Origin of the sequence: Synechococcus sp. RSCCF101 (genome assembly GCF_008807075.1) — a bacterium.
Taxonomy (GTDB): Bacteria; Cyanobacteriota; Cyanobacteriia; order PCC-6307; family Cyanobiaceae; genus RSCCF101.
Map to the genome: position 1 here is coordinate 621,997 of NZ_CP035632.1, position 12,281 is coordinate 634,277.

The 12,281-nt window shown below is 68.0% G+C and carries 16 protein-coding genes; 8 read left to right on the top strand and 8 right to left on the bottom strand.

What is annotated here, in order from left to right:
* Positions 1-68 precede the first annotated feature (68 nt).
* Positions 69-1,574: a hypothetical protein gene (locus tag EVJ50_RS03050; protein WP_150882306.1), complete on the top strand. Its 1,506-nt coding sequence runs from the start codon at positions 69-71 to the stop codon at positions 1,572-1,574.
* Here the strand turns inward: EVJ50_RS03050 and EVJ50_RS03055 are convergent.
* The 4 genes from EVJ50_RS03055 to EVJ50_RS03070 form a co-directional block, all read right to left on the bottom strand.
* Entirely contained in the window at positions 1,556-1,927 is a 372-nt protein-coding gene (locus EVJ50_RS03055; protein ID WP_150882307.1) for an arsenate reductase family protein, read from the bottom strand. The two genes, EVJ50_RS03050 and EVJ50_RS03055, sit on opposite strands and share 19 nt — an antisense overlap.
* 34 nt (positions 1,928-1,961) lie before the next feature.
* Positions 1,962-2,324, bottom strand: a complete 363-nt coding sequence (locus EVJ50_RS03060; protein ID WP_150882308.1) for a 2Fe-2S iron-sulfur cluster-binding protein — start codon at positions 2,322-2,324, stop codon at positions 1,962-1,964.
* Positions 2,325-2,401: 77 nt separating this feature from the next.
* Positions 2,402-2,965, bottom strand: coding sequence for an inorganic diphosphatase (locus tag EVJ50_RS03065; protein WP_150882309.1), 564 nt, complete (start codon positions 2,963-2,965; stop codon positions 2,402-2,404).
* A 319-nt stretch (positions 2,966-3,284) separates the two neighbouring features.
* On the bottom strand, positions 3,285-3,716 hold the full coding sequence (locus tag EVJ50_RS03070) for a resolvase (protein ID WP_150884812.1): 432 nt from the start codon (positions 3,714-3,716) through the stop codon (positions 3,285-3,287).
* Positions 3,717-3,976: 260 nt separating this feature from the next.
* Between EVJ50_RS03070 and EVJ50_RS03075 the strand changes: the two genes are divergently transcribed.
* The 4 genes from EVJ50_RS03075 to EVJ50_RS03090 all read left to right on the top strand — a co-directional run bounded on the left by EVJ50_RS03075 (position 3,977) and on the right by EVJ50_RS03090 (position 8,744).
* On the top strand, positions 3,977-5,809 hold the full coding sequence (locus tag EVJ50_RS03075; RefSeq protein WP_150882310.1) for a proline--tRNA ligase: 1,833 nt from the start codon (positions 3,977-3,979) through the stop codon (positions 5,807-5,809).
* Between the two features lie 25 nt (positions 5,810-5,834).
* On the top strand, positions 5,835-6,242 hold the full coding sequence (gene psb27 / locus EVJ50_RS03080) for a photosystem II protein Psb27 (protein WP_150882311.1): 408 nt from the start codon (positions 5,835-5,837) through the stop codon (positions 6,240-6,242).
* A gap of 137 nt (positions 6,243-6,379) precedes the next feature.
* A complete protein-coding gene (locus EVJ50_RS03085) occupies positions 6,380-7,693 on the top strand; it encodes an adenylosuccinate synthase (protein WP_150882312.1) in 1,314 nt (437 codons plus the stop codon).
* Positions 7,694-7,715: 22 nt separating this feature from the next.
* Positions 7,716-8,744: an adenosine kinase gene (locus EVJ50_RS03090; protein WP_150882313.1), complete on the top strand. Its 1,029-nt coding sequence runs from the start codon at positions 7,716-7,718 to the stop codon at positions 8,742-8,744.
* Here the strand turns inward: EVJ50_RS03090 and cutA are convergent.
* Genes cutA through EVJ50_RS14490 form a run of 3 tightly spaced genes read right to left on the bottom strand, consistent with a single transcriptional unit; the run spans position 8,677 to position 9,952 of the window.
* Entirely contained in the window at positions 8,677-9,117 is a 441-nt protein-coding gene (gene cutA, locus EVJ50_RS03095; RefSeq protein WP_150882314.1) for a divalent-cation tolerance protein CutA, read from the bottom strand. The genes EVJ50_RS03090 and cutA overlap by 68 nt on opposite strands.
* A 2-nt stretch (positions 9,118-9,119) precedes the next feature.
* Positions 9,120-9,806: a precorrin-6A/cobalt-precorrin-6A reductase gene (locus tag EVJ50_RS03100; RefSeq protein WP_191964847.1), complete on the bottom strand. Its 687-nt coding sequence runs from the start codon at positions 9,804-9,806 to the stop codon at positions 9,120-9,122.
* Complete coding sequence (locus EVJ50_RS14490; protein WP_191964848.1) at positions 9,794-9,952, bottom strand: hypothetical protein; 159 nt, start codon at positions 9,950-9,952, stop codon at positions 9,794-9,796. Before EVJ50_RS14490 ends, EVJ50_RS03100 begins: the two co-directional genes overlap by 13 nt.
* 50 nt (positions 9,953-10,002) lie before the next feature.
* On the opposite strand from EVJ50_RS14490, the gene EVJ50_RS03105 reads away from it, so the two are divergent.
* Positions 10,003-10,479 (top strand): single-stranded DNA-binding protein, encoded by a 477-nt coding sequence (locus EVJ50_RS03105; protein WP_150882316.1) that lies wholly within the window; start codon positions 10,003-10,005, stop codon positions 10,477-10,479.
* Positions 10,480-10,497: 18 nt separating this feature from the next.
* Here the strand turns inward: EVJ50_RS03105 and EVJ50_RS03110 are convergent, their stop codons facing one another.
* The gene (locus tag EVJ50_RS03110) at positions 10,498-10,725 is read right to left on the bottom strand and encodes a hypothetical protein (protein WP_150882317.1); all 228 of its coding nucleotides are present in this window, start codon (positions 10,723-10,725) and stop codon (positions 10,498-10,500) included.
* A gap of 62 nt (positions 10,726-10,787) precedes the next feature.
* Here EVJ50_RS03110 and EVJ50_RS03115 point away from each other — a divergent pair, with 62 nt between their 5' ends.
* Positions 10,788-11,363, top strand: a complete 576-nt coding sequence (locus EVJ50_RS03115) for a DUF2854 domain-containing protein (RefSeq protein ID WP_150882318.1) — start codon at positions 10,788-10,790, stop codon at positions 11,361-11,363.
* A complete protein-coding gene (gene argB / locus EVJ50_RS03120) occupies positions 11,363-12,271 on the top strand; it encodes an acetylglutamate kinase (RefSeq protein ID WP_150882319.1) in 909 nt (302 codons plus the stop codon). The genes EVJ50_RS03115 and argB overlap by 1 nt, the downstream gene beginning before the upstream one ends.
* The last annotated feature ends 10 nt before the right edge of the window (positions 12,272-12,281 follow it).

The window sequence follows — 12,281 nt, forward strand, 5'->3', positions numbered from 1 at the left end:
GTGCAGCCCAGCAATCGGGGCTTCACCATAGGGGCGCCCTTGGCCTGCAGTGTCCGCAGGCGTCCCGGATGGTTCGTCCCCGCTGGCAGTCCCTCAGGCCGCGCAGTATGCGCCGCTGGTTCTGGTGGGACAGGGCTGTGGCCAGCTGGGCCGCGCTGAACTTCGCTCTGGTGCTGTTCGATCTCAGTTACGTGCCCCTGCGCGCGTTCTGGCTGCAACGGAATCTGTACCCGCTGCCATCGGTGCCTCTGTCCATTCCGATGCCGTTTCTCCCGGATGTGACGCCCTGGTACGACCCGGTCAAGGGGATCGAGCCCCATCGGGACACCACGGCCTACATCGCCGCCTTCGAGGAGATGGATCGGTCGTTGCTCGAGGAGGGGATCAGCACGGAGCGCGCCCGCCGACTCCGCGATCGGCAGCTGCAGCTGACCGATCGCATGATCGACGAGAACCCGTTCCTCGTCTCCGGCAACGCCGGCACCCTGGAGAAATTCAAGAACCGGCTACGCGATCGCGCCGGCCTGGATTCCGCCAAGGACTCGGCCGCAGCACTCCTTGCCGATGGGCGCCTGGAGGGACAGGGCTGGCAGGAGGAACGCCGCTTCTGGAACGACGAGCTGATCCCTCTGGTGGCGATCAACTACTGGCGCTCGATCGATGAGAGCGGCCAACCCACGGATCGCTTCTGGGCCATCGATCTGCTGCTGTTCCAGTCGGTGTTCCTTCTCGATGTCCTGCTGCGGGCCTGGCGGCTGAGGCGCCAGCTGCCGGGACTGTCCTGGCGGGATGCCCTGCTGCGCCGCTGGATTGATCTGCCTCTCTTCCTGCCGGCCTGGAGGCTGCTTCGGGTCGTTCCGGTCCTGGAGCGCCTCAGTTCCAGCCGCATGGTCAACCTCGAGCCGCTGCGGGCTGCCGTCAGCCGTGCTGTGGTGGCCCTGCTGGCACTCGAGCTGTTCGAAGTGCTCGCCCTGCAGTTGCTGGATGGGGTGCAGCAGCTGGTGCGATCGCCGATCTGGCCCCAGCGGATCCGCCGCATGTGCAGTCACCAGACGGTGGCCATCAATGAGGAGCAGGAACTCGTGGAGCTGCTGCGCCTCTGGACGCCGCTGATCCTCACCAGGGTCGGTCCGCGGCTGGCGCCGGAGATGGAGGCTGTGGTGGGCTATGCGTTGCAGCGGAGTTTCAGCGGCAGCGTCGTCCCGCCAGGGCTGCGGGATGTGGCTCCGTTGCTGCGGGTCGAGAGCAGCCTGAGCCGCCGGCTGGCTGAAGGGATCGTGGAGAGCCTGTTGGATCTGGGCCGTTCCGCGGCGGATCAGATGCGCCTCCTCGACCGGAAGCAGGAGGATCTGCTGCAGCAGTTCGGCGATCGCTTCTGGGAGGAGCTCGCCTCGGCCCTGGAGCAGGGGCCGGTGCTGGAGCGAAGCCAGGATCTGCTCGGCTCCTTCCTGGAGGAGTTGAAACTGACCTACATCGCTCAGATGAGCCGGTCCGGCATCGACAACCTCATGGCCGAGCTCGACGACCTCAGCTTCACCGAGCCTGGTCCGCGCGATCAGGAGTCGGCCGGCTGAACGCCCTCCAGCGCCGCCTGCCACTGATCCGGCCGGAAGCCCGTCAGCACCCGTCCGTCGTCCAGCACCAGGAACGGCCGCCGCAGAAGCCGTCCGTCGGCCAGCAGAGCAGCGATCAGCTGGTCATCCGTCATCGCTTTCACGGCATCGGCTCCAAGCGCCCGGTAGCTCATGCCGCTGATGTTGAGCAGACCGGTGCGTTTACCCCCTGAGGCTGCGAGAACCCCGCTGATCCGTTCGGCGGAGGGAGGCGTGACGGTGATGTCGTGCTGACGCGGCTCCAGCCCCCGCTCCCTCAGCCAGGCGAGCGCTTTCCGGCAGGTGGAGCAACGGGTGTAGCCGTAGAACTCCATGGCACCGCTGGGCTGAGAGAGGTCGGGTGTCGCTTCAGGAGATCCCGAAGACGGACTTGATGGCGCCGACGACGCTGTTGGAGCCTGTCCCGACCGCGTTGCTGGGGCGCGTGCGCACGGTCACATCACCGGTGACGCTGGCCTGGCAGGAGAGGCGGTAGTTGGCGGGCCGGTCAGCCAGATAGATCTTCTCGATGTCGGTGCGGGGTGAGAGGTTCTGAGCCCCCTCACTGATCTCCATCACGCAGCTGCCGCACTGGCCCAGTCCACCGCAATTGTTGAAGTTGTTCAGACCCCTGTAGGGATTGAGGCCGGCATCCATGGTGGCCCGGCGCAGATTGGCCCCTTCGATGCAGCCGACCTGCTGGCCTTCGTTTTCAAAGCGGATGGTGGGCATGGGGTGGCGGACGACTGACGCAGCGGCCCCACGCTACAAGCTGTGCCGGGTATTCCTCCCTGCATCCGGATCAGAGATCACACCGGTGACGGCTCGGCCGCCGGGTCGCGCCGGTCCGCCGTCCCGCATCGGTTGCGGTAAGCGGCCACGCAACGCTCCAGCAGGCCCGGAACGGCCGCTGCGTCGCGCCAGCCGTTGATGGTGGTCACCCGGCCCCCGAGGCTTTTGTAGGTGCGGAAGAATTCGGCCACGTCCTCCAGCTGGTTGGGTGCCAGCTGCTGGATGCTGCGGATGTTCCGCTGCCTCGGGTCCGCCTCGGGAACGCAGAGCAGCTTGCCGTCATACGCGCCGCAGTCGATCATGTCGAGCACGCCGATCGGTCTGGCCCGGATCAGACAGCCGGCGAAGGTCGGCTCCTCCATCATCACCATCGCGTCGAGGGGCGAGCCGTCCTCGGCCAGGGTGTTCGGCACGAAGCCGTAGTCGAAGGGGTATCGGACCGCGGAATGCAGCACCCGGTCGAGGGCCATCACGCCCGCGGATTCGCTGTACTCGTACTTGTTGCGGCTACCGGCCGGAATCTCAACGATGAGATTGAGCAGACCGGGCGCCGGCGACGGTTCCAGATGCCTGAGATCCATCCTGCGATCCTACGGATGCCGCCATTGGACGATCCAGAGCGTCGGCTGTCACGGCCCGGCCCGGCTCGCGGTTGCTGAGGATTCCGCCCAGGGGGAGGGCCAGAGCGAGGAGGGCGATGCTCCAGCCCACGAGGCGCACGAGCGGGCCACTGGGGACATCCCTCGGTTGTGGGCCCGGAGAGATGGGGCTCGGGCCGGCGAATGGTGTGAGGACACTCCCGGGGCCCGGGCGCGACTCGGTTGTCATGGAGATGGACAGACGTCCACAGCCAGCGTCGTGGCTGGATTCAGGTGTGGATGAAGCCTAGGGGCGAACGGCTCAGGCGGCCGGCCGACTCTGGCCGTGTTGCTGGTGCTCGCGCCGCAGCGCCAGCTCGCTCGGACCACCCTCAAGCTGAGAGCGGATCAGGCGAAGCTCGTCGAGAATCGATGAGAGGATCTGTTGCGTGGCGGTGGAGGGTGAATTCAGCACCTCAACAGTGACTTCCTTGATCCGGAGCACATCCCTGGCGAAACGGGCCACTTCGTTGGGATGAAACAGGAGCGGATCCTTCTGATCGCTGCGAAACTCGGGATTGAGCTTGCGGGGATTGAAGGGTGGATTGAGTGATCGGGTGTCAGTGTTGGTGTAACGGTAGACCGAGGCCCTGGAACGGTTCAGGCACTTCTGCACGTCCTCGATTCCGACCAGGCAGGGCTCTGCCGCGATGGCATCAGCAGGGGCCTGGCCTGCTGCCTCCACCGCGGCCATCGGGTCACCGGGCTGGTCACTCTTTGCTGCGGACCAGGCGACCACCGTGCCGGAGGGGGTGGAGGATGGAGGCATGAGACCGAGCCTGAGACGCTTGCGATTGGCCGACAGTAGCAGTCAGAAATGGCCTCGCCAGCTCTGAGGCGGATGGCTGTGAAACTTGCCTGATCGTCCATCAAAGGCGGCGCGTCCACCGGATCGATCCACTCTCTGAAGCCGGTCGCGCCGGTGATAACGTCCGCTTTTGAGAAGCTTCTGCAATGCGCGTCTCCCGCCTGATGCTGGTGACGCTGCGGGATGTGCCTGCCGAGGCGGAACTCACCTCCCACCGCCTCCTGCTCCGGGCCGGCTACATGCGCCGCCTCGCGTCGGGTGTGTACGCCTACCTGCCCCTGCTCTGGCGCGTGCTCAACAGGATCTCGGCGGTGATCCGCGAGGAGATGGAGGCCCTGGGGGCCCTTGAGACCCTGCTGCCGCAGCTTCAGCCCGCCGAGATCTGGCAGAGGAGCGGGCGCTGGTCGGCCTACACCGACGGTGAAGGCATCATGTTTCACCTGCGCGACAGACAGGACCGCTGTTTCGGTCTCGGTCCCACCCACGAGGAGGTGGTGACCACCCTGGCGGCAGAACTGCTGCGCTCCTACCGCCAGCTACCGGTTTCGATCTATCAGATCCAGACGAAATTCAGAGACGAGATCAGACCGCGCTTCGGCTTGATGCGGTCGAGGGAATTCATCATGAAGGATGCCTATTCCTTCCACGCCGATTCAACCGATCTGGCTGAGATGTACGACCGGATGGATGGCGCCTACCGCCGCATCTTCCGGCGCTGTGGTCTCGATGTTCTCGGCGTCGAGGCCGATAGCGGCGCCATCGGTGGCGCCGCCTCGCGCGAATTCATGGTCACGGCCGAGGCAGGCGAGGACCTGATCCTCACCAGCGCCGACGGCCGCTACGCCGCCAACCAGGAGCGGGCCGTGTCCCTGGCGGCCGCCGCGGTGCCACTGCCCGCGCCTGCCTCGGGCTCGGGTGAGGCCCCTGAGCTGATGGCGACCCCCGGGCAGTCCAGCATCGACGACTTGTGCGCGGCCCACGGTCTGCATCCCAGTCAGATCGTGAAGGTGCTGCTGCTGGTTGCCCGCCTGTCCGACGCCGCCCCGCAACCCGTCCTGGTGGCGATCCGGGGCGATCAGCAGCTGAACATGGCCAAGCTCTCCAATGTGCTGAGTGAACGTCTGCCCGCGGCGGCAGGCTCCGTGCTCGATGTGAGCCCGATCGACGCCGCCGGCTGGTCGGCGCAGGGACTGGGCGCGATGGCCTGGGGCTTCCTGGGACCCGACCTGCCCGACGACGTGCTTGGGGGGGCCCGGACCTGGCAGCCACGCTTTGAACGCCTGCTCGATGCCACGGCAGCCGATCTGCCCAGCTTCATTTGCGGGGCGAATCTCGAGGATCGGCACCGCAGCGGTGTGAGCTGGGAGCGGCTGCCGGGCATGGGCACGGCTGTGGACCTGCGCTCGGCTCTGCCCGGAGACCGCTGCTGCCACGACCCGGCCATGCTGCTGCAGGCCAGCCGCGGCATCGAGGTGGGTCACATCTTCCAGCTGGGTCGCAAGTACTCCGATGCTCTCGCCGCCCGCTTCAGCAGCGAGACCGGAGCGGAGGAGTCCCTCTGGATGGGCTGCTACGGCATCGGAGTGTCGCGTCTGGCCCAGGCGGCCGTGGAGCAGCACCACGATGACCAGGGCATCTGCTGGCCTCTGCCCATCGCCCCCTACGAGGCCATTGTGGTGATCGCCAATGCCGCGGATGAGACTCAGCTGGCCCTGGCGGAGGCGATGTACGCCAGGCTTCGCGAGGCCGGCATCGATGCTCTGCTGGACGATCGCCGCGAACGCGCCGGCGTCAAGTTCAAGGATGCGGATCTGATCGGCATTCCATGGCGCGTGGTCGTGGGGCGCGGTGCAGCGCAGGACAGGGTCGAACTGGTGGAACGACGCACCCGCGAGAGCCGGGAGCTCGACTCCTCCGAGGCGATTGCTCTGCTTGTGGATCGTGTTCGCCTGGGTCGCTGCCCAGCCGGCGACCCGTAGAGTCCGGCCCAACCGTTCAGGGTCCATGTCCTCGCTGCTGCATCGTTGCCGCGCCCTTGCGCTGACGCTGTGCCTCTGCCTGACCCTCGCGCTGGGCGCCTGTTCCACGAGCTCACTGCTGAGCGGCTCCTACGTGGATGACACGATCGCTGTGGCCGATCAGCTGATGGCCACCATCGCCCTCGATCAGGATGATCCCGCCCGGGGCGCGGCGGAGACCGAAGCCAAGGCTCTGATCAACGATTACATCTCGCGCTATCGGCCCCAGCCATCGATCAACGGACGGAGCTCCTTCACCACGATGCAGACGGCCCTGAACTCCCTCGCCGGCCACTACGCCTCCTACGCGAACCGTCCACTGCCCGACACGCTGCGCACTCGCCTGGAGCGTGAGCTCAAGAAGGCCGAGACCTCGGCGACGCGCGGTGCCTGAGTGATGCGGCGCCGCTGCATTCGTTGCAGCGGCGAGCTGAGCTGAGGGCATCATTCCTGCCTGATTGCTTGACAGCTGGCAGGCGCCTGGAAGAAGATGGTGGATTGTGCGACTGGCGGCTGAGAGCCGCGGACTCATTGGCCAATGTTGTGGTCATCGGCGCTCAGTGGGGTGACGAAGGCAAGGGAAAGATCACCGATCTGCTGAGTCGTTCGGCCGATGTGGTCGTCCGCTATCAGGGCGGTGTGAACGCCGGCCACACCATTGTCGTGGACGACAAGGTGCTCAAGCTGCACCTGATCCCGTCCGGGATTCTCTATCCCGACACCATCTGCCTGATCGGAGCCGGCACGGTGATCGATCCCGGTGTGATGCTGCGGGAGCTCGACATGCTGCTCGAGAACGGGATTGATATCTCCGGGCTGCAGGTGGCCTCGACGGCGCACGTGACCATGCCTTACCACCGCCTGCTCGACCGGGCGATGGAGGAGCGTCGGGGCGAGCGACGCATCGGAACCACCGGACGTGGGATCGGGCCCACCTATGCCGACAAATCCCAGCGCAGCGGCATCCGGGTCATCGACCTGATGGATCCGGATCGGCTGCGGGACCGGCTCCAGGACCCCCTCGCCGAGAAGAACGATCTGCTCACATCGGTCTTCGGCCTCGAGCCGCTCGACCTCGAGGCGGTTGTGGAGGAATACGCCGGCTACGGGCGCCGTCTAGCTCCCCACGTGGTGGACGGAACCCGGGCCGTTCATGACGCCGCCCGCAACCGCAAGAACATTCTCTTCGAGGGTGCTCAGGGAACCCTGCTCGACCTCGACCACGGCACCTATCCCTACGTCACGTCCTCCAACCCCGTCTCGGGGGGGGCCTGTGTGGGTGCCGGTGTCGGGCCCACCCTCATCGACCGGGTGATCGGTGTGGCCAAGGCCTACACGACACGGGTCGGGGAAGGCCCCTTCCCGACCGAGCTTCAGGGAAGTCTCAATGACCATCTCTGCGACCGCGGCGGCGAATTCGGCACCACGACGGGCCGGCGACGCCGCTGCGGCTGGTTCGATGGCGTGATCGGCCGCTACGCGGTCGAGGTGAATGGTCTGGACTGCCTGGCGATCACCAAGCTGGACGTTCTCGACGAGCTCAGCGAGATCCAGGTCTGCGTGGCCTACGAGCTGGATGGGCGCCGGATCGAATCCTTTCCCGGCAGTGCCGACGACTTCGCCCGATGCCGGCCCGTGTTCGAGACGCTGCCCGGATGGCAGTGCTCCACAGCCGACTGCCGACGGCTGGAGGAGCTGCCCGACACCGCGATGGCCTACCTCCGCTTCCTGGCTGAGCTGATGGAGGTTCCGATCGCAATCGTCTCACTCGGGGCGAACCGGGATCAGACCATCGTGGTGGAGGATCCCATCCACGGACCCAAGCGGGCCCTGCTCAGTCTCTGATCCACCAGCCAACCCTGCCTCGATGACCGGATCCACCACAGCCCCCGCAGCCTCTGCGGCCGGCGACACTCTCGACGTGGTGGGCATCGGCAATGCCATCGTCGATGTGCTCGTTCAGGCCGAGGACGGCTTCCTCGAGCAGCAGGGCCTCAGCAAGGGAGCCATGACGCTGGTGGACCTTGAGCAGGCCGAGCGCCTCTACGGCGCCAGCGGCCCCGGCCTCGAGACCTCCGGCGGTTCCGCGGCCAACACCCTCGCCGGACTGGCCCAGCTCGGCGGCCGGGCCGGTTTCATCGGACGGGTGCGCGATGACCAGCTCGGGCGCATCTTCAGCCATGACATCCGCGCCACCGGGGCCCGCTTCGAGACACCCCCGGCAGCCTCCGGCCCGCCGACCGCCCGCTGCCTGATCCTGGTCACGCCCGATGCCCAGCGCACCATGGCCACCTATCTCGGGGCCTCCGTGCAGCTGGATCCGGACGATCTGAATCTGGCGCTGCTGCGTCGGGCGCGGGTGCTCTACCTGGAGGGGTATCTGTGGGACAGCCCGGAGGCCAAGCGGGCCTTCATCACCGCGGCCGAGGTGATGCGTCAGCAGGGGGGTGAGGTGGCCCTCTCCCTCTCGGACGGATTCTGTGTGGAGCGGCATCGCGACAGCTTCCTCGAGCTGGTGGACGGCCATGTGGATCTGCTCTTCGCCAACGAATCCGAGATCACCGCCCTCTACCGCTGCGACCGGTTCGAGGATGCCCTCGACCAGGTGCGCGGCCGCTGCCGCATCGCGGCTCTGACCCGCAGCGATCAGGGGTCTCTGGTGGCCACGGCCGATGCGGTGGTCTCGATCCCGGCCTACAGCCTCGGTCCCCTGGTGGACACCACCGGCGCCGGGGATCTCTACGCCGGCGGCTTTCTCTGGGCCTACTGCCGCGATGAGCCGCTGGAGCGCTGCGGCCATGTGGGATCCCTCTGCGCCGGGCAGGTGGTCACCCAGCTGGGCCCCCGCTGCCAGCGTCCCCTGCGGGAGCTGGTGCGTCAGCACCTCGGCTTCTGAGTCCCTCCATCAGCCACTGGCCATAGGCACCGCCGCTGGAGCCGATCCAGTGAATCCACTCCGGTGTCTCGTAGCTGTGCAGTTCATCCAGGGCCCGGGCAAGGGCCGGGAGCTGCCGGGGAGAGGTCTTGAGGAGCAACTGCACCTCTTCACCGAGCTCGAGTGAGCTCTGCCAGCGGTAGAGCGACGTGACCGGGCTCCAGCTGACGCAGCCCACCAGATTCCGCTCCAGCAGAGCCTCGGCCAGGCGGCGCGCGGAGGGGGCGTCGCGCTCGGTGGCGAGCACCAGGGCCACGGCGAGCGGTGCCTCTCCTGGCTCCGGCAGAGCATTGGCTTCAGGACTCGCCGGAGGTGTCTGGGGGGCGGAGGACATCGTCAGCGGTCACCGGGCCTGCCCAGCCATTGCAGCAGGGCCGGTGCGGTGAGCCGGTGATGGGTGAGCCCGCGGGGCACGGGGGGAGCAGCAGGCGCTTCGAGAATCAGCCGGGTGAGCCCGCCCGCCCGGGCGATGCGGTGCCAGCTCTCTTCATTGGCTCCCCCGGAGGCGCGGAACAGCACAGCCTCGATGCCCCAGCGGCGGCACAGTCCGGCCTCCACCGCCCCGGGGAGGCCGCCCGTGGCGAGGGGCCCGGGGCGCAGACAGGCCAGCCGCCCGGCCCGGATCCCCGCGGCGAGGGCCAGCCGGATGGCACGCGGCTCCGGCAGCACCCGGGCATGAAGGACGGCACCGGGAAGCAGCGGAACCAGTGCGGCCAGGTGCCGGCTGCCGATGGCCAGGAGCAGCCGGCGGCGGCGCAGATCCACCTCGACCAGATCCTGCATCTGCTTCAGGCGCAGCATGGGCGCGGCCGATTCGGTCCCGGAGGCGACCGCCATGCCGCCGTCGCGGCGAAGCAGACGGATCAGGGGCTGGGCCTCCGCGCTGCAGGCCTCCAGCAGCTGCCCCCTCACGGTGGTGGCGAAGGGATGGGTGGCGTCGATGACCCAGCTGAACGGATCGCCGGTTGCCCGGGCCTGCCGCAGCTCCCGGACCACGGCCCCGGCTCCTTTCAGCGGGCCCACCCGCAGCGCCAGCGCCTCATGCGGGGGTAGGCCTCCGCGGCGCTGGCACTGACCACGCTGAGCTGAATGCGCCAGCCCCGGGCCAGCAGTGCAGCGGCCAGGGGAGGGCCGTCGCCGGTGCCCGCCAGCATCCACAGCCTGCCCATCAGCGGTGTCGATCCGTGCCCCAGGATGGAGGCAATCGCTGCCGCTCCGCTTGAACCACACCCTGCTGGAGGTGACGGTGCTGGAGGCACCCCAGGTGCGTTTCACCCAGGACAATCAGACCCCGATCGGGGAGATGACGGTCTCCTTCGACGGTCTCAGGCCGGACGATCCCCCCGGCCGTCTCAAGGTGGTCGGCTGGGGCAACCTGGCCCAGGATCTGCAGAACAGGGTGCAGGTGGGGCAGCGTCTGCTGGTGGAGGGGCGGCTGCGGATGTCCACCCTCACCCGCAGCGATGGCATGCGTGAGAAACGGGCCGAGCTGACGCTCTCCCGGCTGCATCCCCTGAGCGGCCGCGGCGCCGGAGGGTCCGCCCCGGCCCCGATGGCCCCAGCCGCCGCCGGGGCGTCAGGGCGGCCCGGCCAGCGTCCACCGGCACCCGCCCCAGCCGAGGCGGCCCCCACCTGGAATGCCGCGCCCCTGGTGCCGGACGACCCCCTGCCTGACGAGGACGAGATTCCCTTTTGAAGCGCAGGTTGCTGCGGATCAGTCCAGACGGTCGGCAGCGCGTTCCAGCAGGTGGCCCAGCTCCCGCTCCAGAGCCGCCAGGTCGAGCCGCAGCGATGGCCAGCGTCCCTGGTCGATCTGCTGCAGCAGCCACAACCGGTCGTCGGAGAGACGACGCAGCAGCTCGGCGTTGCTGAGCTCCGCGGGGGCGTTCCCGCTGGCGGGCTCAACTCCGGGCTCGACGTCTGGGGAGGGAGCAGAGGTCACGGGATGCCGGATGGGAGTACAGAGAGGACACACGGGGCACCCCCATGGCGGAGAATGGGCCCATGAATGCCCTGTTCTCGCCAGGGAGTCTGGTGACCGTACTCGGTGCCAGCCTCACCGTGGTCGGCTCGATCGCCTACGCCACCGACAGCCCCAACCTCAGCCTCGCCGGCGTGTTCTACGGGGTGCCGGTGCTGCTCGGGGGGCTGGCCCTGAAGTCATCCGAACTGCCCCCGGCCCGCCGCCTCACGCCCCCGGGGGCGCTGAAGGCTCTCCGGCAGACCCAGCCGGCCGATGCACTGCCGAAGCTGCTCGGCGATGTGACCCGCTGGCGCTATGGCCAGAAAGCCCATCTCGAGTCGTCCCTGGAGGCCCTCAAGCTGTGGGATGACGACGACCCCCCCCAGCTCGAAAGCGTGGAGGAGATCGACCACGGTGGCTACGGACTCAGGCTGCGCTTCCGCCTCGGCGCTGTGCCCTACAGCCGCTGGGTCGAGCGACAGGAGCGACTGGGCCGCTTCTTCGGCAAGGGTCTGCGGGCCGATCTGCGCGAGCTGGGCGGCAGTCGGATGGAACTCGATCTCGTGCCTGCGACCGCAGCCGCCGCTGAACCGCAGCCGGAGACGGCACCCTCCTGATGGTGGTCCCATCCCCTCGCGGCGCGGCGCTCCAGGCCGCCGACCCGGAGGCACTGAGGGTCTCCGTTCTCAGCGAGGCGCTCCCCTACATCCAGCGCTTCGCCGGTAAGCGGGTGGTGGTGAAGTACGGCGGTGCGGCCATGGCCCGGGCCGAACTGAGGGATGCGGTGTTCCGCGATGTGGTCCTGCTGGCCTCGGTCGGCGTCGGGGTGGTGGTGGTGCACGGCGGCGGCCCGGAGATCAACCACTGGCTCAACCGACTCCAGATCGAACCGGAGTTCCGAAACGGACTGCGTGTGACGGGGCCGGACACCATGGATGTGGTCGAGATGGTGCTGGTCGGCCGTGTCAACAAGCAGATCGTCAACGGATTGAATCGCCTCGGCGGACGGGCGGTGGGCCTCTGCGGCAGCGACGGCTCCCTGATCGAGGCCCGTTCCTACGACGAGGGCAGCCACGGGCTGGTGGGCGATGTGGCGGCGGTGAACCCCGACCTGCTGGCGCCCCTGCTGGAGCGGGGTTACATCCCCGTCATCTCCAGCGTGGCGGCCGATCGGGACGGGCGGGCCCACAACATCAATGCCGACACGGCCGCCGGCGAACTGGCAGCGGCGCTGCAGGCGGAGAAGCTGATCCTCCTCACCGACACCGCCGGCATCCTGCGGGATCGCGACGACCCGGCATCCCTGATCCGGCAGGTCGATCTGGCGGGTGCCCGGGATCTGATCAGCACCGGGGTGGTCTGCGGGGGCATGACCCCGAAGACCCACTGCTGCATCCGGGCTCTGGCCCAGGGTGTGGCCGCGGCTCACATCATCGATGGGCGCGTCCCTCACGCCCTGCTGCTGGAGGTGTTCACCGACGCCGGGATCGGCACGATGCTGCTGGGGCGTCGCATTCCGAGCTGAATCCACGGGC

Coding starts and splice junctions, on each gene's coding strand:
- argB (WP_150882319.1), top strand. CDS start 11,363: ATGGTGGTCCCATCCCCTCGCGGCGCGGCGCTCCAGGCCGCCGACCCG.
- EVJ50_RS03075 (WP_150882310.1), top strand. CDS start 3,977: ATGCGCGTCTCCCGCCTGATGCTGGTGACGCTGCGGGATGTGCCTGCC.
- EVJ50_RS03060 (WP_150882308.1), bottom strand. CDS start 2,324: ATGCCCACCATCCGCTTTGAAAACGAAGGCCAGCAGGTCGGCTGCATC.
- EVJ50_RS03070 (WP_150884812.1), bottom strand. CDS start 3,716: ATGGCCGCGGTGGAGGCAGCAGGCCAGGCCCCTGCTGATGCCATCGCG.
- EVJ50_RS03090 (WP_150882313.1), top strand. CDS start 7,716: ATGACCGGATCCACCACAGCCCCCGCAGCCTCTGCGGCCGGCGACACT.
- psb27 (WP_150882311.1), top strand. CDS start 5,835: ATGTCCTCGCTGCTGCATCGTTGCCGCGCCCTTGCGCTGACGCTGTGC.
- EVJ50_RS03050 (WP_150882306.1), top strand. CDS start 69: ATGGTTCGTCCCCGCTGGCAGTCCCTCAGGCCGCGCAGTATGCGCCGC.
- EVJ50_RS03115 (WP_150882318.1), top strand. CDS start 10,788: ATGAATGCCCTGTTCTCGCCAGGGAGTCTGGTGACCGTACTCGGTGCC.
- EVJ50_RS03055 (WP_150882307.1), bottom strand. CDS start 1,927: ATGGAGTTCTACGGCTACACCCGTTGCTCCACCTGCCGGAAAGCGCTC.
- EVJ50_RS14490 (WP_191964848.1), bottom strand. CDS start 9,952: ATGGGCAGGCTGTGGATGCTGGCGGGCACCGGCGACGGCCCTCCCCTG.
- EVJ50_RS03065 (WP_150882309.1), bottom strand. CDS start 2,965: ATGGATCTCAGGCATCTGGAACCGTCGCCGGCGCCCGGTCTGCTCAAT.
- cutA (WP_150882314.1), bottom strand. CDS start 9,117: ATGTCCTCCGCCCCCCAGACACCTCCGGCGAGTCCTGAAGCCAATGCT.